Annotated in this window: 23 protein-coding genes and 1 pseudogene; 15 read left to right on the top strand and 9 right to left on the bottom strand. The window is 57.3% G+C overall.

What is annotated here, in order from left to right:
• Positions 1 to 37 precede the first annotated feature (37 nt).
• The 11 genes from skp (at position 38) to tilS (ending at position 13,194) form a co-directional block, all read left to right on the top strand.
• Complete coding sequence (skp, locus tag ABLV64_RS18700; protein ID WP_002889325.1) at positions 38 to 523, top strand: molecular chaperone Skp; 486 nt, start codon at positions 38 to 40, stop codon at positions 521 to 523.
• Between the two features lie 3 nt (positions 524 to 526).
• On the top strand, positions 527 to 1,552 hold the full coding sequence (gene lpxD, locus ABLV64_RS18695; RefSeq protein WP_032452898.1) for a UDP-3-O-(3-hydroxymyristoyl)glucosamine N-acyltransferase: 1,026 nt from the start codon (positions 527 to 529) through the stop codon (positions 1,550 to 1,552).
• A gap of 105 nt (positions 1,553 to 1,657) precedes the next feature.
• The gene (fabZ, locus tag ABLV64_RS18690) at positions 1,658 to 2,113 is read left to right on the top strand and encodes a 3-hydroxyacyl-ACP dehydratase FabZ (RefSeq protein WP_004145858.1); all 456 of its coding nucleotides are present in this window, start codon (positions 1,658 to 1,660) and stop codon (positions 2,111 to 2,113) included.
• A gap of 3 nt (positions 2,114 to 2,116) precedes the next feature.
• Complete coding sequence (gene lpxA, locus ABLV64_RS18685) at positions 2,117 to 2,905, top strand: acyl-ACP--UDP-N-acetylglucosamine O-acyltransferase (RefSeq protein WP_004204455.1); 789 nt, start codon at positions 2,117 to 2,119, stop codon at positions 2,903 to 2,905.
• Positions 2,905 to 4,056, top strand: coding sequence for a lipid-A-disaccharide synthase (lpxB, locus tag ABLV64_RS18680; protein ID WP_048323046.1), 1,152 nt, complete (start codon positions 2,905 to 2,907; stop codon positions 4,054 to 4,056). Before lpxA ends, lpxB begins: the two co-directional genes overlap by 1 nt.
• A complete protein-coding gene (rnhB, locus tag ABLV64_RS18675; RefSeq protein WP_004204458.1) occupies positions 4,053 to 4,652 on the top strand; it encodes a ribonuclease HII in 600 nt (199 codons plus the stop codon). The genes lpxB and rnhB overlap by 4 nt, the downstream gene beginning before the upstream one ends.
• 17 nt (positions 4,653 to 4,669) lie before the next feature.
• Complete coding sequence (gene dnaE / locus ABLV64_RS18670; protein WP_017900653.1) at positions 4,670 to 8,152, top strand: DNA polymerase III subunit alpha; 3,483 nt, start codon at positions 4,670 to 4,672, stop codon at positions 8,150 to 8,152.
• A gap of 12 nt (positions 8,153 to 8,164) precedes the next feature.
• Complete coding sequence (gene accA, locus ABLV64_RS18665) at positions 8,165 to 9,124, top strand: acetyl-CoA carboxylase carboxyl transferase subunit alpha (protein WP_004204460.1); 960 nt, start codon at positions 8,165 to 8,167, stop codon at positions 9,122 to 9,124.
• Positions 9,125 to 9,237: 113 nt separating this feature from the next.
• On the top strand, positions 9,238 to 11,391 hold the full coding sequence (locus ABLV64_RS18660; protein ID WP_004204462.1) for a lysine decarboxylase LdcC: 2,154 nt from the start codon (positions 9,238 to 9,240) through the stop codon (positions 11,389 to 11,391).
• A gap of 46 nt (positions 11,392 to 11,437) precedes the next feature.
• On the top strand, positions 11,438 to 11,827 hold the full coding sequence (locus ABLV64_RS18655) for a VOC family protein (RefSeq protein ID WP_004204463.1): 390 nt from the start codon (positions 11,438 to 11,440) through the stop codon (positions 11,825 to 11,827).
• A 53-nt stretch (positions 11,828 to 11,880) separates the two neighbouring features.
• Positions 11,881 to 13,194: a tRNA lysidine(34) synthetase TilS gene (gene tilS / locus ABLV64_RS18650; RefSeq protein ID WP_348843002.1), complete on the top strand. Its 1,314-nt coding sequence runs from the start codon at positions 11,881 to 11,883 to the stop codon at positions 13,192 to 13,194.
• A 12-nt stretch (positions 13,195 to 13,206) separates the two neighbouring features.
• Here the strand turns inward: tilS and rof are convergent, their stop codons facing one another.
• Both rof and ABLV64_RS18640 read right to left on the bottom strand, forming a co-directional pair.
• A complete protein-coding gene (rof, locus tag ABLV64_RS18645; RefSeq protein ID WP_002889424.1) occupies positions 13,207 to 13,467 on the bottom strand; it encodes a Rho-binding antiterminator in 261 nt (86 codons plus the stop codon).
• Entirely contained in the window at positions 13,454 to 13,654 is a 201-nt protein-coding gene (locus ABLV64_RS18640; protein ID WP_002889429.1) for a YaeP family protein, read from the bottom strand. Before ABLV64_RS18640 ends, rof begins: the two co-directional genes overlap by 14 nt.
• Positions 13,655 to 13,850: 196 nt before the next feature.
• Between ABLV64_RS18640 and ABLV64_RS18635 the strand changes: the two genes are divergently transcribed.
• Genes ABLV64_RS18635 through nlpE form a run of 3 tightly spaced genes read left to right on the top strand, consistent with a single transcriptional unit; the run spans position 13,851 to position 15,547 of the window.
• The gene (locus tag ABLV64_RS18635; RefSeq protein WP_004204466.1) at positions 13,851 to 14,396 is read left to right on the top strand and encodes a YaeQ family protein; all 546 of its coding nucleotides are present in this window, start codon (positions 13,851 to 13,853) and stop codon (positions 14,394 to 14,396) included.
• Positions 14,393 to 14,806 (top strand): alternative ribosome rescue aminoacyl-tRNA hydrolase ArfB, encoded by a 414-nt coding sequence (gene arfB, locus ABLV64_RS18630; RefSeq protein ID WP_004204468.1) that lies wholly within the window; start codon positions 14,393 to 14,395, stop codon positions 14,804 to 14,806. The genes ABLV64_RS18635 and arfB overlap by 4 nt, the downstream gene beginning before the upstream one ends.
• 42 nt (positions 14,807 to 14,848) lie before the next feature.
• Positions 14,849 to 15,547, top strand: coding sequence for an envelope stress response activation lipoprotein NlpE (gene nlpE / locus ABLV64_RS18625; protein WP_004204471.1), 699 nt, complete (start codon positions 14,849 to 14,851; stop codon positions 15,545 to 15,547).
• Between the two features lie 187 nt (positions 15,548 to 15,734).
• Here nlpE and ABLV64_RS18620 read toward each other — a convergent pair.
• The 7 genes and pseudogenes from ABLV64_RS18620 to metN all read right to left on the bottom strand — a co-directional run.
• Positions 15,735 to 16,028, bottom strand: a pseudogene (locus tag ABLV64_RS18620) (hypothetical protein); the annotation flags it as partial.
• 58 nt (positions 16,029 to 16,086) lie between these two features.
• Complete coding sequence (gene proS, locus ABLV64_RS18615; protein ID WP_004204474.1) at positions 16,087 to 17,805, bottom strand: proline--tRNA ligase; 1,719 nt, start codon at positions 17,803 to 17,805, stop codon at positions 16,087 to 16,089.
• 112 nt (positions 17,806 to 17,917) lie between these two features.
• Positions 17,918 to 18,625, bottom strand: coding sequence for a tRNA (N6-threonylcarbamoyladenosine(37)-N6)-methyltransferase TrmO (tsaA, locus tag ABLV64_RS18610; RefSeq protein ID WP_017900660.1), 708 nt, complete (start codon positions 18,623 to 18,625; stop codon positions 17,918 to 17,920).
• Positions 18,622 to 19,029 carry an Rcs stress response system protein RcsF gene (rcsF, locus tag ABLV64_RS18605; RefSeq protein ID WP_004204477.1) on the bottom strand — a complete coding sequence of 136 codons (408 nt, stop codon included), beginning with the start codon at positions 19,027 to 19,029 and terminating at the stop codon, positions 18,622 to 18,624. Before rcsF ends, tsaA begins: the two co-directional genes overlap by 4 nt.
• Before the next feature lie 107 nt (positions 19,030 to 19,136).
• Entirely contained in the window at positions 19,137 to 19,952 is an 816-nt protein-coding gene (gene metQ, locus ABLV64_RS18600) for a methionine ABC transporter substrate-binding lipoprotein MetQ (protein WP_002889445.1), read from the bottom strand.
• A 43-nt stretch (positions 19,953 to 19,995) separates the two neighbouring features.
• Positions 19,996 to 20,649: a methionine ABC transporter permease MetI gene (locus tag ABLV64_RS18595; protein ID WP_004204478.1), complete on the bottom strand. Its 654-nt coding sequence runs from the start codon at positions 20,647 to 20,649 to the stop codon at positions 19,996 to 19,998.
• On the bottom strand, positions 20,642 to 21,673 hold the full coding sequence (gene metN / locus ABLV64_RS18590) for a methionine ABC transporter ATP-binding protein MetN (protein ID WP_002889450.1): 1,032 nt from the start codon (positions 21,671 to 21,673) through the stop codon (positions 20,642 to 20,644). The genes ABLV64_RS18595 and metN overlap by 8 nt, the downstream gene beginning before the upstream one ends.
• A 188-nt stretch (positions 21,674 to 21,861) precedes the next feature.
• On the opposite strand from metN, the gene gmhB reads away from it, so the two are divergent.
• The gene (gmhB, locus tag ABLV64_RS18585; protein ID WP_004204479.1) at positions 21,862 to 22,428 is read left to right on the top strand and encodes a D-glycero-beta-D-manno-heptose 1,7-bisphosphate 7-phosphatase; all 567 of its coding nucleotides are present in this window, start codon (positions 21,862 to 21,864) and stop codon (positions 22,426 to 22,428) included.
• Positions 22,429 to 22,705 lie beyond the last annotated feature (277 nt).

Raw genomic sequence — 22,705 nt, 5'->3', positions numbered from 1 at the left:
TACCCCTGGGTACTCATGGGATGGTAAGGAGTTTATTGTGAAAAAGTGGTTATTAGCTGCAGGTCTGGGTTTGGCAATGGTAACTTCCGCTCAGGCGGCAGATAAAATTGCCCTGGTGAACATGAACAGCCTGTTCCAACAGGTTGCCCAGAAAACTGGCGTTTCCAACACGCTGGAAAACGAGTTCAAAGGCCGCGCTAGCGAACTGCAGCGTATGGAAGGCGACCTGCAGTCTAAAATGCAGCGTCTGCAGTCCATGAAGCCGGGCGCCGATCGTACCAAACTGGAAAAAGACGTGATGGCTCAGCGCCAGACCTTCTCCCAGAAAGCGCAGGCGTTTGAACAGGATCGCGCTCGTCGTTCCAACGAAGAGCGTGGCAAACTGGTGACCCGTATCCAGACTGCCGTACAGAGCGTAGCGAAAGATCAGAGCATCGATCTGGTGGTTGACGCGAATGCCGTTGCATACAACAGCAGCGATGTAAAAGACATCACCGCTGATGTGCTGAAACAGGTTAAATAAGTAATGCCTTCAATTCGACTGGCTGATCTCGCGCAGCAGTTGGATGCAGAATTACACGGTGATGGCGACATCGTCATCACCGGCGTTGCGTCCATGCAGAGCGCGAAAACGGGCCAAATCACTTTCATGGTCAACCCTAAGTACCGTGAGCACCTGGCCGCTTGCCAGGCTTCTGCCGTTGTGATGACGCAGGATGATTTGCCTTTTGCCCATAGCGCCGCGCTGGTAGTGCGTAATCCCTACCTGACCTACGCGCGCATGGCTCAAATTCTGGATACCACGCCGCAGCCGGCACAGGATATCGCGCCGAGCGCGGTTATCGATCCGACGGCGAAGCTGGGTAGCAACGTTGCCATCGGCGCCAACGCCGTTATCGAATCCGGGGTAGAGCTGGGCGATAACGTGGTCATCGGCGCAGGCTGCTTCGTTGGGAAAAATACGAAAATAGGCGCCGGCTCGCGTCTGTGGGCTAATGTGACCGTTTACCATGAGATTGAGATCGGCGAGAATTGTCTGATCCAGTCCAGCACGGTGATCGGCGCGGATGGCTTTGGCTACGCCAACGATCGCGGCAACTGGGTGAAGATCCCGCAGCTGGGTCGCGTCATTATTGGCGATCGCGTGGAGATCGGCGCCTGCACCACAATTGACCGCGGCGCGCTGGACGATACCGTGATTGGCAACGGCGTTATCATCGATAACCAGTGCCAGATTGCACATAACGTGGTGATTGGCGACAATACCGCGGTTGCCGGCGGCGTTATCATGGCAGGCAGCCTGAAAATCGGCCGCTACTGCATGATTGGCGGCGCCAGCGTGATTAACGGCCATATGGAAATCTGCGATAAGGTCACCGTCACGGGGATGGGGATGGTGATGCGTCCTATCAGCGAACCTGGCGTATACTCCTCCGGTATTCCGCTGCAGCCGAACAAGGCGTGGCGTAAAACCGCTGCGCTGGTGATGAATATTGACGAGATGAGCAAGCGCCTGAAAGCGATTGAGCGCAAGGTTAATCAACAAGACTAATTCATCATTTGGTCACATGACATTTCCGGCCTGTTGCATTCGCTAAAAGATTGCCGCAGGCCGTGTTATTATTGCTTTTTAGTACATTTAGACAGGAAGAGTATTTTGACTACTGACACTCATACTCTGCACATTGAAGAGATTCTGGAACTTCTGCCTCACCGTTACCCGTTCCTGCTGGTAGATCGCGTGCTGGATTTTGAAGAAGGTCGTTTTCTGCGCGCAGTAAAAAATGTTTCTGTAAACGAGCCGTTTTTCCAGGGGCATTTCCCTGGTAAGCCGATTTTGCCGGGCGTCCTGATTCTGGAAGCAATGGCGCAGGCCACCGGGATTCTGGCATTCAAAAGCGTTGGAAAACTGGAACCAGGCGAGCTGTATTACTTCGCGGGCATCGATGAAGCACGTTTCAAACGCCCGGTAGTACCAGGCGATCAGATGATTATGGAAGTCACTTTCGAGAAAACCCGCCGCGGCCTGACCCGTTTCAAAGGCGTTGCGCTGGTTGACGGTAAAGTGGTTTGCGAAGCGACGATGATGTGTGCGCGTAGCCGGGAGGCCTGATACGTGATTGATAAAACCGCTTTTGTTCATCCTACCGCCATTGTAGAAGAAGGCGCCGTGATTGGCGCTAACGTCCACATTGGTCCGTTTTGTATTGTTGGCGCCAACGTCGAAATCGGCGAAGGCACCGTACTGAAGTCTCACGTTGTCGTTAATGGCCACACCAAAATCGGCCGTGACAATGAGATCTATCAGTTCGCTTCCATCGGCGAAGTTAACCAGGATCTGAAATATGCTGGCGAACCGACCCGGGTGGAAATTGGCGATCGCAACCGCATTCGCGAAAGCGTCACCATTCATCGCGGCACAGTACAGGGCGGTGGATTAACAAAGGTGGGCAACGATAACCTGCTGATGATCAACGCCCACGTGGCGCACGATTGTACGCTTGGCGATCGCTGCATCCTGGCCAATAACGCGACGCTCGCAGGCCATGTTTCGCTGGATGATTATGTCATTATCGGCGGCATGACCGCGGTGCACCAGTTCTGCGTCATTGGCTCACATGTTATGGTTGGCGGCTGCTCCGGCGTGGCGCAGGACGTTCCGCCGTTCGTGATTGCCCAGGGCAACCATGCTACGCCATTCGGCGTCAATATCGAAGGCCTGAAACGCCGCGGCTTCAGCCGGGAAGCGATTACCGCGATCCGCAACGCGTATAAACTGCTGTACCGCAGCGGCAAGACGCTGGAAGAAGCCAAGCCGGAGATCGCCGAACTGGCGACTCAGCATCCTGAAGTCCAGCCGTTTGTCGATTTCTTCGCCCGCTCTACCCGCGGCTTGATTCGTTAATGACTGAACAGCGTCCCCTGACGATTGCCCTGGTCGCCGGAGAAACCTCCGGCGATATTCTTGGCGCCGGCCTCATCCGCGCCCTCAAAGCACGCATCCCGAATGCGCGCTTTGTCGGCGTGGCGGGACCGCTGATGCAGGCGGAAGGGTGTGAAGCCTGGTACGAAATGGAAGAGCTGGCGGTGATGGGTATTGTTGAAGTGCTCGGTCGCCTGCGTCGCTTACTCCATATTCGCGCCGATTTGACCTGCCGCTTCGGCGAGCTGCGTCCCGACGTCTTCGTCGGCATCGACGCCCCTGATTTCAATATTACCCTCGAAGGGAATCTGAAAAAGCAGGGCATCAAAACCATTCACTACGTCAGCCCGTCGGTCTGGGCCTGGCGACAAAAACGTGTTTTCAAAATCGGCAGATCCACCGATCTGGTGCTGGCCTTTCTGCCTTTCGAAAAAGCGTTTTATGACAAATTTAACGTTCCCTGCCGTTTTATCGGCCATACCATGGCGGATGCGATGCCGCTGGATCCTGACAAAGGCGCAGCGCGCGATCGGTTAGGGATCCCGCACGACGTGCGTTGCCTGGCGCTGTTGCCCGGCAGCCGCGGCGCAGAAGTCGAAATGCTCAGCGCGGACTTTCTGAAAACCGCTCAGCTTCTGCGGGCTAGCTATCCCGATCTGCAGGTGGTGGTGCCGCTGGTTAATGCCAAACGGCGGGAGCAGTTTGAGCGAATTAAAGCTGAAACGGCGCCGGATATGATCGTCCATATGCTGGACGGTCAGGCGCGCGATGCGATGATCGCCAGCGACGCCGCGCTGCTGGCCTCCGGGACGGCGGCGCTGGAGTGTATGCTGGCGAAATGCCCGATGGTGGTTGGCTATCGCATGAAGCCGTTCACCTTCTGGCTGGCGAAGCGGTTGGTTAAAACCGACTACGTCTCGTTGCCGAACCTGCTTGCCGGGCGCGAGCTGGTTAAAGAGCTGCTGCAGGATGAGTGCGAGCCTCAGGCGCTGGCTGCCGCTCTGCAGCCGCTGCTGGCCGATGGCAAAACCAGCCATGAGATGCATGAGACATTCCGCGCGCTGCATCAGCAGATCCGCTGCAACGCCGATGAGCAGGCGGCGGATGCCGTACTGGAGTTAGCAAAACAATGATGGAGTTCGTCTATCCGCATACCCATCTGGTTGCCGGCGTCGATGAGGTCGGGCGTGGCCCCCTGGTTGGCGCGGTGGTGACCGCGGCGGTGATCCTCGATCCGGCGAAGCCGATTGTGGGTCTGAATGATTCCAAAAAACTCAGCGAGAAGCGTCGTCTGGCGCTGTTCGATGAGATTAAAGAGAAAGCGCTGTGCTGGAGCCTGGGGCGCGCCGAGCCGCACGAAATCGATGAGCTGAATATCCTGCATGCCACTATGCTGGCGATGCAGCGCGCCGTCGCCGGCCTGAGCATTGTACCCGAGTTTGTTCTGATTGATGGCAATCGCTGCCCATCGCTACCGATGCCCTCCCTGGCAGTAGTCAAAGGCGACAGCCGGGTGGCAGAAATCAGCGCAGCGTCTATTCTGGCAAAAGTCACTCGTGACGCCGAAATGGCCACGCTGGACCTCGCATTTCCCCACTACGGATTTGCCCAGCATAAAGGCTATCCCACCGCTGTTCACCTGCAGAAGCTGCAGGAACACGGCGCAACAGAGCATCACCGGCGCAGTTTTGGCCCGGTGAAGCGTGCCCTGGGCCTGGCGTCCAACTAAGTCACCGGGATCTAAAGATGGCTGAACCACGTTTCGTACACCTGCGGGTGCACAGCGACTATTCCATGATCGATGGGCTGGCAAAGACCGGGCCGCTGGTCAAGAAGGCGGCCTCGCTTGGCATGCCAGCGCTGGCGATCACCGATTTCACCAATCTCTGCGGGCTGGTGAAGTTCTACGGGACGGGACACGGCGCGGGGATTAAGCCGATCGTCGGCGCCGATTTCCACGTGCAGTGCGACCTGCTCGGCGACGAATTTACCGAGCTGACCGTGCTGGCGGCGAATAACACCGGCTATCAGAACCTGACTCTGCTGATTTCCCGCGCCTATCAGCGCGGCTACGGCGCCCTGGGGCCGTGGATCGATCGCGACTGGCTGGTGGAACATCAGGAAGGGCTGATTCTGCTCTCCGGCGGCCGTAAAGGCGACGTCGGCGTCAGCCTGATCCGCGGCAACATGCCGCTGGTTGAGCAGTGCGTCGCCTTCTATGAAGAGCATTTCCCGGATCGCTATTTTCTGGAGCTGATCCGCACCGGTCGTCAGGATGAAGAGAGTTATCTTCATGCCGCCGTGGCGCTGGCGGAAGCGCGTGGTCTGCCGGTGGTGGCGACCAACGATGTCCGCTTCCTCGATACTGGCGATTTTGACGCCCATGAAATCCGCGTCGCTATTCACGACGGCTTCACCCTCGACGACCCGAAACGGCCGCGCAACTACTCGCCGCAGCAATATATGCGCAGCGAGGAAGAGATGTGCGAGCTGTTCGCCGATATTCCGGAAGCGCTGGCAAACAGCGTTGAAATTGCCAAGCGCTGTAACGTCACCGTGCGGCTTGGCGAATATTTCCTGCCGCAGTTCCCGACCGGTGATATGACCACGGAAGATTTCCTGGTGATGAAATCGAAAGAGGGTCTGGAGGAGCGGCTGGAATTCCTCTTCCCGGATCCGGAAGTGCGCGCGAAGCGCCGGCCGGAATACGACGAGCGTCTGGATATCGAGCTGCAGGTGATCAACCAGATGGGTTTCCCCGGCTACTTCCTGATCGTGATGGAGTTTATCCAGTGGTCGAAGGATAACGGCGTGCCGGTCGGCCCGGGCCGCGGTTCCGGCGCCGGCTCGCTGGTGGCCTACGCGCTGAAGATCACCGATCTTGACCCGCTGGAGTTCGACCTGCTGTTCGAACGTTTCCTCAACCCGGAACGTGTCTCGATGCCCGACTTCGACGTCGACTTCTGTATGGAGAAACGCGACCAGGTTATCGAGCACGTGGCGGATATGTATGGCCGCGACGCGGTATCGCAGATCATCACCTTCGGTACCATGGCGGCGAAGGCGGTCATCCGCGACGTGGGCCGCGTGCTGGGTCACCCGTACGGCTTTGTCGACCGCATCTCCAAGCTGGTGCCGCCCGATCCGGGCATGACGCTGGCGAAAGCCTTCGAGGCCGAGCCGCAACTGCCGGAGATCTACGAGGCGGACGAAGAAGTGAAAGCGCTGATCGACATGGCGCGTAAGCTGGAAGGGGTGACGCGAAACGCCGGTAAGCATGCGGGCGGCGTGGTTATCGCACCGACCAAGATCACCGACTTCGCCCCGCTGTATTGCGATGAGCAGGGGCTGCATCCGGTTACCCAGTTTGACAAGAACGACGTGGAATACGCCGGGCTGGTGAAATTCGACTTCCTCGGTCTGCGTACGCTCACTATCATTAACTGGGCGCTGGAGATGATTAATAAGCGCCGTGAGAAGAACGGCGAAGGGCCGCTGGATATCGCCGCCATCCCGCTGGATGACAAGAAAAGCTTTGACATGCTGCAGCGCTCGGAAACCACTGCGGTCTTCCAGCTTGAATCGCGCGGCATGAAAGATCTGATTAAACGCCTGCAGCCGGACTGCTTCGAAGATATGATCGCTCTGGTGGCCCTGTTCCGCCCGGGCCCGCTGCAGTCGGGGATGGTAGATAACTTTATCGACCGTAAGCACGGCCGAGAAGAGATCTCGTATCCGGACGTGCAGTGGCAGCATGAAAGCCTGAAACCGGTGCTGGAGCCGACCTACGGCATCATCCTGTATCAGGAACAGGTCATGCAGATTGCCCAAGTGCTGTCCGGGTATACCCTCGGCGGCGCGGATATGCTGCGTCGCGCGATGGGTAAGAAAAAGCCGGAGGAGATGGCCAAGCAGCGTTCTATCTTTGAGGATGGGGCGAAGAAAAACGGCATTGACGGCGAACTGGCGATGAAAATCTTTGACCTGGTGGAGAAATTCGCCGGTTACGGGTTTAACAAATCGCACTCCGCCGCGTACGCGCTGGTTTCTTACCAGACGCTATGGCTTAAGGCGCACTATCCGGCTGAGTTTATGGCGGCGGTAATGACCGCCGATATGGACAACACCGAGAAGGTCGTTGGCCTGGTGGACGAGTGCTGGCGGATGGGGCTGAAAATTTTGCCGCCGGATATTAACTCCGGCCTGTACCATTTCCACGTCAACGACGACGGCGAGATCGTCTACGGTATCGGCGCCATCAAGGGCGTCGGCGAAGGGCCGATCGAAGCGATCATTGAGGCGCGCAACAACGGCGGTTATTTCCGCGAGCTGTTCGACCTCTGCGCGCGGACCGATATTAAAAAGCTCAACCGTCGCGTGCTGGAAAAGCTGATTATGTCCGGGGCGTTCGATCGTCTCGGTCCGCACCGTGCGGCGCTGATGAATTCGCTGGGCGATGCGCTGAAAGCCGCCGACCAGCACGCCAAAGCCGAGGCCATCGGCCAGGCTGATATGTTCGGCGTACTGGCGGAAGAGCCTGAGCAGATTGAACAGTCCTACGCCAGCTGCCAGCCGTGGCCTGAGCAGGTGGTGCTGGATGGTGAAAGGGAGACCCTGGGGCTGTACCTGACCGGGCACCCGATTAACCAGTATCTGAAAGAGATTGAGCGCTACGTCGGCGGCGTGAGGCTCAAAGACATGCATCCGACCGATCGTGGAAAAGTGACCACGGCGGCGGGGCTGGTGATTGCGGCGCGGGTAATGGTCACCAAGCGCGGCAATCGTATCGGCATCTGTACCCTGGATGACCGTTCCGGGCGGCTGGAAGTGATGTTATTCACCGACGCGCTGGATAAATATCAGCAGTTGCTGGAAAAAGACCGCATACTTATCGTCAGCGGACAGGTCAGCTTTGATGACTTTAGCGGGGGGCTTAAAATGACCGCCCGTGAAGTCATGGACATTGACGAAGCCCGGGAAAAATATGCTCGCGGGCTTGCTATCTCGCTGACGGACAGGCAAATTGATGACCAGCTTTTAAACCGACTCCGTCAGTCTCTGGAACCCCACCGTTCGGGAACCATTCCAGTGCACCTCTACTATCAGAGGGCGGATGCACGCGCGCGGTTGCGTTTCGGCGCAACATGGCGCGTCTCTCCGAGCGATCGTTTACTCAACGATCTGCGTGGCCTTATCGGCTCGGAGCAGGTGGAACTGGAGTTTGACTAATACAGGAATACTATGAGTCTGAATTTCCTAGATTTTGAACAGCCGATTGCAGAGCTGGAAGCGAAAATCGATTCCCTGACTGCGGTAAGCCGTCAGGATGAGAAACTGGATATTAACATCGATGAAGAAGTGCATCGTCTGCGCGAGAAAAGCGTAGAGCTGACGCGCAAAATCTTCTCCGATCTCGGTGCATGGCAGGTTGCGCAACTGGCGCGCCACCCGCGCCGTCCTTACACCCTGGATTATGTCCGCCTGGCGTTCGACGAGTTTGACGAACTGGCCGGTGACCGTGCCTACGCTGACGATAAAGCGATTGTCGGCGGTATCGCGCGTCTTGATGGTCGTCCGGTGATGATCATTGGCCATCAGAAAGGTCGCGAAACCAAAGAAAAAATTCGTCGCAACTTTGGTATGCCGGCCCCGGAAGGCTACCGCAAAGCGCTGCGCCTGATGGAGATGGCTGAGCGGTTTAAAATGCCGATCATCACCTTCATCGACACCCCGGGCGCCTACCCGGGCGTTGGCGCGGAAGAGCGCGGCCAGTCGGAAGCGATCGCTCGCAATCTGCGTGAAATGTCGCGTCTGAGCGTGCCGGTGATCTGCACCGTGATCGGCGAAGGCGGCTCCGGCGGCGCGCTGGCTATCGGCGTGGGCGACAAGGTCAACATGCTGCAGTACAGCACCTATTCGGTGATTTCGCCGGAAGGCTGTGCCTCCATTCTGTGGAAGAGCGCGGATAAAGCGCCGCTGGCTGCGGAAGCGATGGGCATTATTGCCCCGCGTCTGAAAGAGCTGAAGCTGATCGATTCTATCGTTCCGGAACCGCTGGGCGGCGCCCACCGCAACCCGGAAGCGATGGCGGCAAACCTGAAAGCGCAGCTGCTGGCGGACCTGGCCGATCTCGATCTTCTCAGCGAAGAAGAGCTGCTTAACCGCCGCTATCAACGTCTGATGAGCTACGGTTACGCTTAACTTTTTCGTCAGGACTAAACACTAAGGGCCGGATTTTCCGGCCCTTTTTTTATGTGCGATGCGCCCGGGGGATTGCTATGATGCTTGACTTAGGTGAATACCAGGAGGAAAGCGTGAATATCATCGCCATCATGGGGCCTCACGGCGTCTATCACAAAGACGAGCCGATCAAAGAACTGGAAGCGGCGCTGCAGCGCCAGGGCTTTCAGACCATCTGGCCGCAAAACAGCGCCGACCTGCTGCAGTTTATCGAGCACAACCCGCGCATCTGCGGCGTGATCTTCGACTGGGATGAGTACAGCGTCGATCTGTGCAGCGATATCAATCAGCTCAATGAATATCTGCCTCTGTACGCCTTTATTAATGCCCACTCGACGATGGATGTCAGCAGTCAGGATCTGCGCATGACGCTGTGGTTCTTCGAATATGCGCTGGGACTCTCCGAAGAGATCGCCACCCGCATCGGGCAGTATACCCGCGAGTACCTGGACAATATCACCCCGCCGTTTACCCGCGCGCTGTTTAACTATGTGCAGGAGGGTAAATATACCTTTTGTACGCCGGGTCATATGGGCGGCAGCGCCTATCAGAAAAGCCCAGTGGGCTGCCTGTTCTATGACTTTTTTGGCGGGAATACGCTGAAGGCGGATGTCTCGATTTCGGTCACCGAGCTGGGCTCCCTGCTGGATCATACCGGCCCGCATCTGGAGGCGGAGGAGTATATCGCTCGCGCCTTTGGCGCCGAGCAAAGCTATATGGTGACCAACGGTACCTCAACGTCCAATAAAATTGTCGGCATGTACTCGGCGCCCGCCGGCAGCACGCTGCTGATTGACCGTAACTGTCACAAATCGCTGGCCCACCTGCTGATGATGAGCGATGTGGTTCCCCTGTGGCTGAAGCCGACCCGCAACGCGCTGGGGATCCTCGGCGGTATCCCCCGGCGCGAGTTTACCCGCGACAGTATTCAGCAGAAAGTGCGCGACACGGGCGGGGCGCAGTGGCCCGTGCATGCGGTGATCACCAACTCCACCTACGATGGCCTGCTCTACAACACCACCTGGCTTAAAGAGACGCTCGACGTCCCGTCGATCCATTTCGATTCCGCCTGGGTGCCGTATACCCATTTCCATCCGATATATCAGGGGAAAAGCGGCATGAGCGGTGAGCGGATCCCCGGTAAAGTCATCTTCGAGACGCAGTCGACGCATAAGATGCTGGCCGCGCTGTCGCAGGCCTCGTTGATCCACATTAAGGGCAACTATGATGAAGAGACCTTTAATGAAGCCTTTATGATGCATACCTCTACATCGCCGAGCTACCCCATCGTCGCGTCGATTGAGACCGCGGCGGCGATGCTGCGCGGTAACTCCGGTAAGCGCCTGATCCAGCGCTCCATTGAGCGGGCGCTGGACTTCCGTAAAGAGGTGCAGCGACTGCGCGAAGAGTCGGACGGCTGGTTCTTTGATATCTGGCAGCCGGAAGCGGTGGATAAAGCCGAGTGCTGGCCGGTAGCGCCGGGCGAAGACTGGCACGGTTTCAAGGATGCCGATGCGGATCATATGTATCTCGATCCGGTGAAGGTCACCATTCTGACGCCGGGCATGGACGAGCAGGGGAATATGGATGAAGAGGGGATCCCGGCGGCGCTGGTGGCGAAGTTCCTCGACGAGCGGGGCGTGGTGGTGGAGAAAACGGGCCCCTACAACCTGCTGTTCCTCTTTAGCATCGGTATCGATAAAACCCGGGCGATGGGGCTGCTGCGCGGCCTGACCGAATTTAAGCGTGCCTACGATCTCAATCTGCGGGTGAAGAATATGCTGCCGGATCTGTACGCCGAAGATCCCGACTTCTACCGCAATATGCGGATCCAGGATCTGGCGCAGGGGATCCACCGCTTGATCCGCCAGCACCAGCTGCCGCAGCTGATGCTCAGCGCCTTTGACGTCCTGCCGGAAATGAAAATGACGCCGCATCATGCCTGGCAGCGCCAGATCAAAGGTGAGGTGGAAACTATTGAACTGGAGAACCTGGTGGGCCGGATTTCGGCCAACATGATCCTCCCTTATCCGCCGGGGGTACCGCTGCTGATGCCAGGAGAGATGATCACGGAGGAGAGCCGGGCGGTGCTCGACTTCCTGCTGATGCTCTGCTCCATAGGACGTCATTACCCGGGGTTTGAGACCGATATTCACGGCGCGAAGCGCGATGAGGACGGCGTTTATCGGGTACGAGTCTTAAAAAATGACGAAAGGCTTGCGCGTTAACGGCGCGCACGAGTAACGTGGCTGGCTTAACAGAAGGAGTTTGACCATGCTGGGTTTGAAACGGGTTCACCATATTGCCATCATTGCGACCGACTACGCCCGCAGTAAAGCGTTCTATTGCGATACTCTGGGGTTTACGCTGCAAAGCGAGTTTTATCGCGCCGAGCGTGACTCCTGGAAAGGCGATCTGGCGCTCAACGGCGAGTATGTGATTGAGCTGTTCTCGTTCCCGTTTCCGCCGGCCCGCCCCAGTCGTCCGGAAGCCTGCGGGCTGCGTCATCTGGCCTTTAGCGTGGATGATATCGACGCTGCGGTAGCGCATTTGACTGCGCATGGCGTGGAGTGCGAAGCGATTCGCGTCGATCCCTTTACCGGTAAACGCTTTACCTTCTTTAGCGATCCGGACGACCTGCCGCTGGAAATATATCAGCAGTAAACCTTGCCAGCGCGACCCTGGTCCGGTAACGTGCCGGGCCATCACTTCTTGGTATCTTTGTGGTTATGACGGCTGACATTGCGCATACGCTTCATCCCCATCGCCAGCTGCTGGTGGCCTTCAGCGGCGGTCTGGACTCGACGGTTCTTCTGCATCAGCTGGTGCTGCTGCGGGAACAGGATCCCTCGCTGACGCTGCGGGCGGTACATGTTCACCACGGCCTTAGCGCCCACGCAGACGACTGGGTGGCGCACTGTCGGCAGATTTGCCAGCAGTGGCAGGTGCCGTTGGTGGTGCATCGCGTGACGTTAGCCCGGGGCGGCCTGGGCATCGAGGCCCATGCCCGTGCGGCGCGCTATCAGGCCTTTCAGGATACGCTCAATGCCGGCGAGGTGTTAGTGACCGCCCAGCACCAGGATGACCAGTGCGAAACGCTGCTGCTGGCGTTAAAACGCGGCAGCGGTCCTACTGGTCTGTCGGCGATGGCGCCATCCTCTGCCTTTGCCGACAGCCGACTACTGCGTCCTCTCCTCAATGAAACCCGCGAATCGCTACGCCAGTGGGCGCTCGCCCATCAGTTGTCGTGGATTGAAGATGAGAGTAATCAGGACGATACCTATGACCGCAACTTTCTGCGCCTGCGGGTGATCCCGCTGCTGCGCGAGCGCTGGCCGCACTTTAGCGAGGCCGTCGCCCGCAGCGCCAGCCTGTGCGCCGAGCAGGAGCAACTGCTGGACGAGATACTGGCGGCGGAGCTCGCGTCGCTGGTGGCCGAAGACGGGTCGCTGGCTATCGCACCACTGACGTCGATGAGTTCTCCCCGCCGCGCGGCGCTGCTGCGTCGCTGGCTCGCCGGGCAGCGGGCGCCGATGCCTGCCCGCGAGGTGCCGGAGCGCCTCTGGCACGAGGTGGCGCTGGCGCGGGAAGATGCCAGCCCCTGCCTGCGGTTGGGGGAATTTACCGTCCGTCGTTTTCAGCAGCGCTTGTACTGGGTGAGATATGTACCCGGGCAGGCGGATAGCGTCCAGCACTGGCCCGACTGGCGCAAGCCGCTGCGGCTGGCGGACGGTCTCGGCGAGCTGATGCTGCAGCCGGGCGGCAGGCTGCGCCCGCCCTCGGCGGATGAGCCGATCACCGTCCGCTTTCGCGCCAGCGGCAATCTGCATATCGTCGGGCGTCATGGCGGCCGTAAGCTAAAGAAGATCTGGCAGGAGCTGGGCGTTGCTCCGTGGCGACGAGACACCACGCCGCTGCTGTTTTACGGTGAAACGCCGATTGCCGCAGCGGACAATCTGTTTGTGACCCACGAAGGTGAAGTCAAAGACGGGGAAGGGGTCAGTCTGACATGGAGGAAAACGGGCGGTTAAGCCCGTTTTGATTCAGGATTCGCTCACCACCACGGTGCCGATTTCCGGGTGACTGAAGCTGGCGATTTTATCCAGGCGCAGCTCGCGGACGTTGCCGGCGAGTTCGACCACCAGATACTCGATATTTTTACGCGAGATTAGATCGCTGGCCTTCGCCTGCAGCTGTTCGCCATCCTTCAGCGCCAGCGTCAGCACCAGGTGATGCTGGCAGGCCAGCTCCAGGTTGTCGTAATCATCGCAGTTAATGGGTTGATAAGTATCATTCATTGACATAATCGCTCACCAGTAAGTTTGCTGCCGCATAAGCGGCCTTTTCCCTGACTGACTCCGAAAGGGCCTCATCCGCCGCAATCTCATTCAATACTTTCAACACGCAACCCAGCGCATCCGGGATATACCCTAAGTCTCCGCTGGCTATTTCCGCATACCGCTTGCGTATTAACTCACAATAGTGGTCCACATGCCCTCCTGTCAGCGTTCTGACTCAACCGTGGGATGCAAGTTTAAGCCTACGAAGATAAACTCTGTTTAGCAAGGGAACTATATCATAGTCATTTAAGCAATTTCAGCAGGATGAAACAGGTTGCTGCGATTGCTGACAGCCTTTTGCCGCCAGTTTCGCTACAATGTACGCCATTTTTTTCAGGAGTTTATTCATGGCGCTGAAAGCGACGATATATAAAGCCGCGGTGAATGTAGCCGATCTGGATCGCAACCAGTTTCTGGATGCTAACCTGACGCTGGCGCAGCACCCGTCGGAAACCCAGGAGCGCATGATGCTGCGCCTGCTGGCGTGGATCAAATATGCCGATGAACGGCTGCAGTTTACGCGCGGCCTCTCGTCAGACGACGAGCCGGAGCTGTGGCTGCTTAACGATCATCTCGGGGTTGATCTGTGGATCGAGCTGGGGCTGCCGGACGAGAAACGTATCAAGAAAGCCTGCTCGCGGGCGCAGGCGGTGGCGTTGTTCGCCTATAACAGCCGGGCGGCTGAAATCTGGTGGCAGCAAAATCAGAACAAGCTTGCGGCGTACCCGAAGCTGACCATCTGGTATCTTGATGATGCCCAGCTGGCGCAGCTTAGCGCTTTTGCCGACCGCACGATGACGCTGCAGGCCACGTTGCAGGAGGGGAGCATCTGGTTATCCGATGCTCAGAATAATCTGGAAATTCAGCTTACCGCCTGGCAAGCGCCGGCATGATTACTATCAGCCGCAGTGTGGCCATTGCTGATAACGAGATCACGCTGGAAGGTATTCGCGCCCAGGGGGCCGGGGGCCAGCACGTGAACAAAGCGTCGACCGCGATCCATCTGCGCTTCGATATTAAAGCCTCGAGCCTGCCGGCGTTTTACAAAGAGCGCCTGCTCGCCGCCAGCCATCACTTAATTTCTGCTGACGGTGTGGTTATCATTAAGGCTCAGGAATATCGCAGTCAGGAGATGAACCGCGAAGCGGCGATCGCCCGGCTGGTGGCCCTTATCAAAGAATTAACCGCAGTGCAAAAAAGTCGCCGGGAGACGCGACCGACTCGGGCATCCAAAGAGCGTCGCCTTGCTTCTAAGGCGCAAAAGTCCTCAGTCAAGGCGCTGCGTGGAAAAGTTCGCCAGTGAAGGCGTCGGCGAACGGGTGGAATGGATCATAAGGAAAGTAGAGTGAAGAAAATCATATTCTCCGTGATAGCGGCCTGTTCGCTGTTCGCGCTGTTTGGTTGTAACCATCGCGCCGAAAATGACACGGTTCAGCCGGCAGCGATGGAAGAGCTCAAACCGATGCAGCAAAGCTGGCGTGGGGTGCTGCCCTGCGCGGATTGCGAAGGCATCGACACCTCGCTGTTCCTGGAAAAAGACGGTACCTGGGTGATGAATGAGCACTACCAGGGCGCTGGTCGTGAACCATCTTCCTTTGCCTCTTACGGCACCTGGGCGCGTACAGCGGATAAGCTGGTACTGACCAACAGCAAGGGCGAAAAATCGTACTTTCGCGCGAAGGGCGACAAGCTGGAGATGCTCGACCGCAACGGGAGTCCCATTCAGTCTCCTCTCAACTATACCCTGGAGCCGGTGAAGGCCAGCCTGCCGACCACCCCGATGGCGATGCGTGGCATGTACTTCTATATGGCCGATGCGGCAACCTTTACTGATTGCGCGACCGGTAAACGCGTCGCGGTGGCGAACAATGCCCAGCTTGAGCGGGATTATGCCGCTGCCCGCGGCAATGATTCACGTCCGGTTCTGCTGGTGGTGGAAGGGCACTTTACCCTCGAGGCGAACCCGGATACCGGCGAAATGATGAAAACGCTGATGACGGATCAGGCCGGCAAATTTATTCCAGGGAAAGACTGCGGACACTGATTGTCCGGCTCCTGCCCGGGGAATGGGCAGGAGATACGCCTCAGCGGTAGCCGGCCAGCGGACTTCGTTCATGGTGGTTTTACCGTCCCCCTTTTCCACCAACCATAGCGCACGAATCATGAGCCTCATGACGGGTGGGAAAGGGCAAATCGTTCTTTTACTCCGCACCGGCCTTCGGTTTGTTCACCAGATACAGCGCGACGTGGCTCACGGAAGAGGGACTGAAGGCGCGGATCCCAAACGAAGTGACGCCGAGGCTGGAGAAGAAGAGCAGGTCGCCGGAACGTAGGTCGCTTTCGGCGATTTCGCGCAGTCCGCTGCCGGCAATCGAGCTTTGGCGCTGGAGGGGGACCGCCCATGGCAGTGAGCGGCTATCGGTCGCGGATGCGGAAGGGGCGTTGCGGCCGACGTCTACAGTGCAGGCGGTAGGCAGGAGCAGGGTGGAGGTCAGCAGCCCGCTGCTGAGAAGAGGTGCAGTCATGGGTACAGTCCTTGTAAAAAAAAGGCCCTGACATCCGTTCAGGGCCTTGGTTGGGTGATTAGCCTTTTATCGCTTTAACCAGATATTCCACAATATCCCCGGTCTTAATCAGCTGCTTCTCACCGTTGCGACGATACTTGTATTCGATATCGTCATTGTCGAGGTTACGATCGCCCAGCACGATGGTGTGCGGGATACCGATCAGCTCCATATCGGCGAACATCACGCCCGGACGCTCTTTACGATCGTCCATCAGCACTTCAATACCCTGGGCGCTCAGCTCGGCGTACAGTTTCTCCGCCAGCTCCTGCACACGGTAAGATTTGTGCATGTTCATCGGCAGGATCGCCACTTGGAACGGCGCAATCGCATCCGGCCAGACGATACCGCGATCGTCAAAGTTCTGCTCAATCGCCGCCGCCACTACGCGAGTGACCCCGATACCATAGCAACCCATCGTCAGGATCTGGTTGCGGCCATCTTCGCCCTGGACCGCGGCTTTCATCGCCTCGGAGTACTTCGTCCCCAGCTGGAAGATATGACCCACTTCGATACCGCGCTTGATAAGCAGGGTACCTTTGCCGTCCGGGCTCGGATCGCCGGCGACGACGTTACGGATGTCCGCGACTTCCGGCGTGGCGACATCGCGGTCCCAGTTGATGCCGAAGTAGTGTTTGCCATCGATGTTGGCGCCGGCGGCGAAATCGCTCATCACCGCCACAGTACGGTCGATAATCACCGGCACCGGCAGGTTCACCGGACCCAGGGAGCCCGGACCGGCTTTCACCAGGGCGCGGATCTCTTCTTCGGTGGCGAAGGTCAGCGGGCTGGCGACCTGCGGCAGTTTTTCCGCTTTCACTTCGTTCAGCTCGTGATCGCCGCGCACCAGCAGGGCAACCAGCGGGGAAGCGCTATCTTCAACCGCTTTCACCAGCAGGGTTTTCACGGTTTTTTCGATCGGCAGGTTGAACTGCTCAACCAGCTCGGCGATGGTTTTGGCGTTCGGCGTGTCGACCAGGGTCATCTCCTGGGTGGCGGCCGCGCGCGGCGTTTTCGGCGCAACGGCTTCCGCAAACTCGATGTTTGCCGCGTAGTCGGAGCTGTCGGAGAAGATCACATCGTCTTCGCCGCTCTGCGCCAGCACCTGGAATTCATGAGAGGCGCTGCCGCCGATAGAGCCGGTATCAGCCTGTACCGCGCGGAAGTCCAGTCCCATGCGGCTGAAGATTTTACTGTAAGCGGCGTACATCGCATCGTAGGTTTCCTGCAGCGATTCCTGCGAAGTATGGAAAGAGTACGCATCTTTCATCAGGAATTCGCGGGAGCGCATCACGCCGAAACGCGGACGCACTTCGTCGCGGAATTTGGTCTGGATCTGATAGAAGTTCAGCGGCAGCTGCTTATAGGAGTTCAGCTCGTTGCGGATCAGGTCGGTGATGACCTCTTCGTGGGTTGGACCGAGGACGAACGGACGATCGCCACGATCGGCAATGCGCAGCAGTTCCGGGCCGTACTGCTCCCAGCGACCGCTCTCCTGCCATAGTTCAGATGGCTGAACGACCGGCATTAACACCTCGATCGCACCGGCGTTGTTCATCTCTTCACGCACGATGTTTTCGACTTTTTTCAGGACGCGCACGCCGGTCGGCAGCCAGGTGTATAACCCGGAGGCCAGCTTGCGGATCATCCCGGCGCGCAGCATCAGCTGGTGGCTGATTACCTCGGCGTCGGCAGGTGTCTCCTTCAGAGTGGAGAGCAGATATTGGCTAGTACGCATGTTGTAACGGTTCCAGTTAAACGAGCGGAACAGGCTGGTTGCCCAGCCTGAAACAAAAAAAGTGGTTTAGTTTACCAGTGTGGCAAAGATGCCAAAAGAGAGGAAAATAAAATTAGCGCGCTTCGAGGGCAAAGACTTCAAAACCGGCGGCAGTCACCCGCCAGCGGACGTTGAAATCCAGCAGCCAGACGGCGTAATTTTTACCTGCCTCTTCTTCCTTACGGTAGGCCGGACGCGGATCCTGCGCCAGCACCTCTCGGATAAACGCCTTCAGATGCGGATAACGCTTCTCCAGATGCAAAAGCTGCGTTTCGACCTCGGCGGTAAAACTGACGACCTGATCCGCCTGCGGTGCCTGTTGCGCGTAGCTGGCGTGCGCGTTGGGCAGCGCTTCGGCAAACGGCAGATAGGGTTTGATGTCGACCACCGGCGTACCGTCGACGAGATCGAGGCTGCCGAGCTCCAGTATCACCTGCTCTTTCTGACAGCGAACGCCCTTCAGCTCAACCAGCGACATGCCAATGGGATTGGGGCGAAACGTGGAACGGGTGGCGAAGACGCCCATACGCGCGTTGCCCCCGAGACGGGGAGGGCGCACCGTCGGACGCCAGCCGCCTTCCATGGTCTGATGAAACACAAACAAGATCCACAGATGGCTGAAGCTTTCCAGACCACGCACGGCGTCGGCCTGGTTGTAGGGCGCGATCAGATGGAGTTCTCCGCCGCCGTGCTTGACCAGACCCGGCTGGCGAGGCACGGCAAACTTCTCTTTATACGGCGAGCGGATAACGCCTATCTGCGCGAACTGAAATGCACTCATTGCGCCGATACGTTAAGCGCCGAGCCCAGACAAACCGCCTGACGGTAGCAGCCTGGGGTACCGCTGGTCACTTCGCAGCGGTGCAGCAGGACAGCATTGGCTTTCATTCGTGCGGCATTAATCTGCAGGCGCTTGCGGGCGGTAGGGATATTCGGCGGAGAATCCTGATTCGAAGCCTGGCAGGACTCGCCAGACACTTCACCCAGATCGCGGAACGGTTTACCTACCAGCTCTGACGCATCGGTATAAATACGTACCGGCGCCGGACGGGTTGCGCGTGGTTTGGTCGGCTCCGATTTAACCGGAGGAGTTGCAGTGCTTTGAACAGGCTCGACGGGAGATCTGCTTAGCATGGAACAACCGCTTAACATGAGTGCTATCAAACAGACCGGTAAAGCACGCATAATATTTCCTCAATGAATAAAAAACAGGGCGTTATTGAATCAGGTGCTTGCATAAATGACAAGACGGGCGTGAAGCCCGTCCTGAATGATATTACGGTGAGAAAAGATTACCAGCCTTTCACTGCGCCGCCGTTAAAGATCTTGTTTGCTGCTTCGTAAACTTCATCGCTCTGGTAAGCCTGAACGAATTTTTTCACATTCTCAGCATCTTTATTGTCTTCACGCGCCACGATCAGGTTCACGTACGGCGACTCTTTCCCTTCAACAAAGATGCCGTCTTTCGCCGGGGTCAGGCCAATCTGGCTGGCGTAAGTGGTGTTGATAACGGCCAGCGCAATCTGCGCGTCGTCGAGAGAACGCGGCAGCTGCGGTGCTTCCAGTTCAACAATCTTCAGGTTTTTCGGGTTCTCGACGATATCCAGCGAGGTCGGCAGCAGGCCAACGCCGTCTTTGAGTTTGATCAGGCCCACCTGCTGCAGCAGCAGCAGAGAACGACCGAGGTTGGTCGGATCGTTAGGGACGGCGATCTGCGAGCCCGGCTGCAGTTCGTCCAGCGATTTGATTTTCTTCGAGTAACCCGCGATCGGGTAGACGAAGGTATTGCCGACAGCCACCAGCTTGTAGCCGCGGTCTTTAATCTGCTGGTCGAGGTACGGTTTATGCTGGAAGGCGTTGACGTCGATATCACCTTTGCTCAGCGCTTCGTTCGGCAGAACGTAATCGTTGAAGGTCACCAGCTCAACGTCAAGGCCATACTTCTCTTTTGCCACTTTCTGCGCGACTTCAGCGACCTGCTGCTCCGCCCCGACGATAACGCCGACTTTAATATGATTCGGATCTTTTTCATCCTGACCGCAACCCACCAGCGCCAGAGAACCGATTAACGCACCAACTGCCGCAAAGGTTTTGAAATTAAAGGCCATGTTATTTCCTTCCTGTAAGAATGAGTGTTGTCTGCCAATAACGTTATTTATGAGTCACAGCCCGGACGATGCGATCGCCAGAGAATTGAATTAAATAAACCAGAATAACCAGCAATACCAGTACGGTATTCATCACGGTGGCGTTGTAGCCGATATAGCCATACTGATAACCAATCTGCCCCAAACCGCCGGCGCCCACCGCGCCGCCCATGGCGGAATAGCCCACCAGGGTGATAAGAGTGATAGTGGCGGCGTTGACCAGACCCGGCAGCGCTTCAGGCAGCAGAACCTTACGCACGATCTGCAGCGGCGTAGCGCCCATTGCCCGGGAGGCTTCAATAAGGCCTGTCGGGATCTCCAGCAGCGCGTTCTCCACCATGCGAGCGATAAACGGCGCGGCGCCCACTGTCAACGGCACGATCGCCGCCTGCAGGCCGATTGAGGTGCCGACGATCACGCGGGTAAACGGGATCATCCAGACCAACAGGATAATGAACGGGATGGAGCGGAAAATGTTCACCAGCGCCGACAGCGTCCGGTACAGTTTAGCATTGGCGACGATTTGCCCCGGACGGGTCACGTACAGCAGCACGCCCACCGGCAGACCAAGGACAAAACCGAAGAAGCCGGAGACAAAGGTCATTGCCAGCGTTTCCCATACGCCGCGCAACAGCAGCCACATCATTGCCTCAGACATAACCCAATACCTCTACTTTTACATGATGTTCCTGCAGCCAGGCGATAGCCGCCTGAGTGTCTTCCTGTGTACCGTGCATTTCAGTCAGCATGATGCCGAACTTCACCCCGCCGGCATAATCCATCTGCGCGCTAATAATGTTGTTATTCACGTTGAAGCGACGCGCGGTTTCAGAAAGCAGCGGCGCATCGACGGAGTGGCCGGTAAATTCCATGCGCAGCATCGGTACGCTATCCGCTGTAGCGGTAGGTTTCAGGCGCGCCTGGTAGTCATCCGGAATATCCAGGTGCAGGGTCGACTGAATAAACTGCTGGGCCAGCGGCGTCTTCGGATGGGAGAAGACTTCGCTCACCGTGTCCTGCTCAATCAACTGGCCGTTGCTAATCACTGCCACGCAGTCGCAAATGCGTTTCACCACATCCATTTCGTGGGTGATCAGCAGGATGGTCAGCCCCAGACGACGGTTAATGTCTTTCAGCAGTTCGAGAATGGAACGGGTGGTGGCCGGATCCAGGGCGCTGGTGGCTTCATCGCACAGCAGTACCTTGGGGTTACTGGCCAGCGCGCGGGCAATGGCGACACGCTGTTTCTGACCGCCGGAGAGATTAGCCGGATAGCTGTCGTGCTTATCACCCAGGCCGACAAGATCCAGCAGCTCCGTCACGCGGCGTTTGATTTCTGCCTGTGGCGTGTTATCCAGCTCCAGAGGTAACGCCACGTTGCCGAAAACGGTGCGGGATGCCAGCAGGTTAAAATGCTGGAAAATCATGCCAATCTGACGGCGAGCGCGGGTTAGCTCTTTTTCCGACAGCGCAGTCAGCTCCTGACCGTCAACCTGTACGCTGCCCTCGGTCGGGCGCTCCAGCAGGTTAACGCAGCGAATCAGCGTACTTTTACCGGCGCCGGAGGCACCGATGACGCCGTAAATCTGTCCGGCAGGGACATGCAGGCTGACGTTATTCAGCGCCTGAATGCTGCGATTCCCCTGCTGGAACACTTTGGTGATATTGGAAAGTTTAATCATCAGTTATTTATTATCGTTTAGCCGTTTGCCGTGGCATTTTCTTCTGCCGTATCCAGGCGATGCCTGGCAATGAAATGGATGTTAAGGCATCCAGACGTCTAAATCAATCTGACTCTTTATAATGAGCACTTTCTTGCATGCGGAAACATGCGATACTAACGGCACTAGCCTTTTTCAGGAGCAAACCGGTGGCAAAGTCAGTACCCGCAATTTTTCTCGACCGTGACGGCACTATTAATGTCGATCATGGCTACGTCCACGAAATCGACAATTTTGAATTTATCGATGGCGTCATTGACGCAATGCGCGAACTAAAAGAGATGGGCTACGCGCTGGTGCTGGTCACTAACCAGTCCGGTATTGCTCGCGGTAAATTTACCGAAGCCCAGTTTGAAACGCTGACCGAATGGATGGACTGGTCCCTGGCAGACCGTGGCGTTGATCTGGACGGTATCTATTATTGCCCGCATCACCCGCAGGGTGCGGTTGAGGAGTACCGTCAGACCTGTGATTGCCGTAAACCGCATCCGGGGATGCTGATCTCCGCCCGCGATTATCTGCATATCGATATGGCCGCTTCCTATATGGTTGGGGACAAACTGGAAGATATGCAGGCTGCAGCGGCTGCTGATGTCGGTACTAAAGTGCTGGTGCGTACCGGTAAGCCTGTTACTGAAGAAGCGGAAAAAGCCGCGGACTGGGTGCTAAATAGCCTGACAGAGCTGCCGGCGGCGATTAAAAAGCAGCAAAAATAAGCGTTACGTATAAAAGATGAGCGGTTGAAATAAAATTGTATTTTTCCGCTTGTCATTCCCGGCGGGCTCCCTATAATGCGCCTCCATCGACACGGCGGATGTGAATCACTTCACACAAACAGCCAGTTCGGTTGAAGAGAAAAATCCTGAAAAACGGGTTGACTCTGAAAGAGGAAAGCGTAATATACTCCACCTCGCGACAGAGCGCTAAAGCGCGTCGCAACTGCTCTTTAACAATTTATCAGACAATCTGTGTGGGCACTCAAAGTGACATGGA

The organism is Klebsiella sp. JB_Kp031, from assembly GCF_040064295.1.
GTDB lineage: Bacteria > Pseudomonadota > Gammaproteobacteria > Enterobacterales > Enterobacteriaceae > Klebsiella > Klebsiella quasipneumoniae.
This window is presented reverse-complemented; position numbering and strand designations above follow the sequence as displayed.

Excerpts from the sequence above, each read along its gene's own strand:
- lpxD (WP_032452898.1), top strand. The coding sequence starts at position 527 with ATGCCTTCAATTCGACTGGCTGATCTCGCGCAGCAGTTGGATGCAGAA.
- lpxB (WP_048323046.1), top strand. The coding sequence starts at position 2,905 with ATGACTGAACAGCGTCCCCTGACGATTGCCCTGGTCGCCGGAGAAACC.
- rnhB (WP_004204458.1), top strand. The coding sequence starts at position 4,053 with ATGATGGAGTTCGTCTATCCGCATACCCATCTGGTTGCCGGCGTCGAT.
- dnaE (WP_017900653.1), top strand. The coding sequence starts at position 4,670 with ATGGCTGAACCACGTTTCGTACACCTGCGGGTGCACAGCGACTATTCC.
- accA (WP_004204460.1), top strand. The coding sequence starts at position 8,165 with ATGAGTCTGAATTTCCTAGATTTTGAACAGCCGATTGCAGAGCTGGAA.
- ABLV64_RS18655 (WP_004204463.1), top strand. The coding sequence starts at position 11,438 with ATGCTGGGTTTGAAACGGGTTCACCATATTGCCATCATTGCGACCGAC.
- rof (WP_002889424.1), bottom strand. The coding sequence starts at position 13,467 with ATGTCAATGAATGATACTTATCAACCCATTAACTGCGATGATTACGAC.
- ABLV64_RS18635 (WP_004204466.1), top strand. The coding sequence starts at position 13,851 with ATGGCGCTGAAAGCGACGATATATAAAGCCGCGGTGAATGTAGCCGAT.
- arfB (WP_004204468.1), top strand. The coding sequence starts at position 14,393 with ATGATTACTATCAGCCGCAGTGTGGCCATTGCTGATAACGAGATCACG.
- proS (WP_004204474.1), bottom strand. The coding sequence starts at position 17,805 with ATGCGTACTAGCCAATATCTGCTCTCCACTCTGAAGGAGACACCTGCC.
- tsaA (WP_017900660.1), bottom strand. The coding sequence starts at position 18,625 with ATGAGTGCATTTCAGTTCGCGCAGATAGGCGTTATCCGCTCGCCGTAT.
- rcsF (WP_004204477.1), bottom strand. The coding sequence starts at position 19,029 with ATGCGTGCTTTACCGGTCTGTTTGATAGCACTCATGTTAAGCGGTTGT.
- metQ (WP_002889445.1), bottom strand. The coding sequence starts at position 19,952 with ATGGCCTTTAATTTCAAAACCTTTGCGGCAGTTGGTGCGTTAATCGGT.
- ABLV64_RS18595 (WP_004204478.1), bottom strand. The coding sequence starts at position 20,649 with ATGTCTGAGGCAATGATGTGGCTGCTGTTGCGCGGCGTATGGGAAACG.
- metN (WP_002889450.1), bottom strand. The coding sequence starts at position 21,673 with ATGATTAAACTTTCCAATATCACCAAAGTGTTCCAGCAGGGGAATCGC.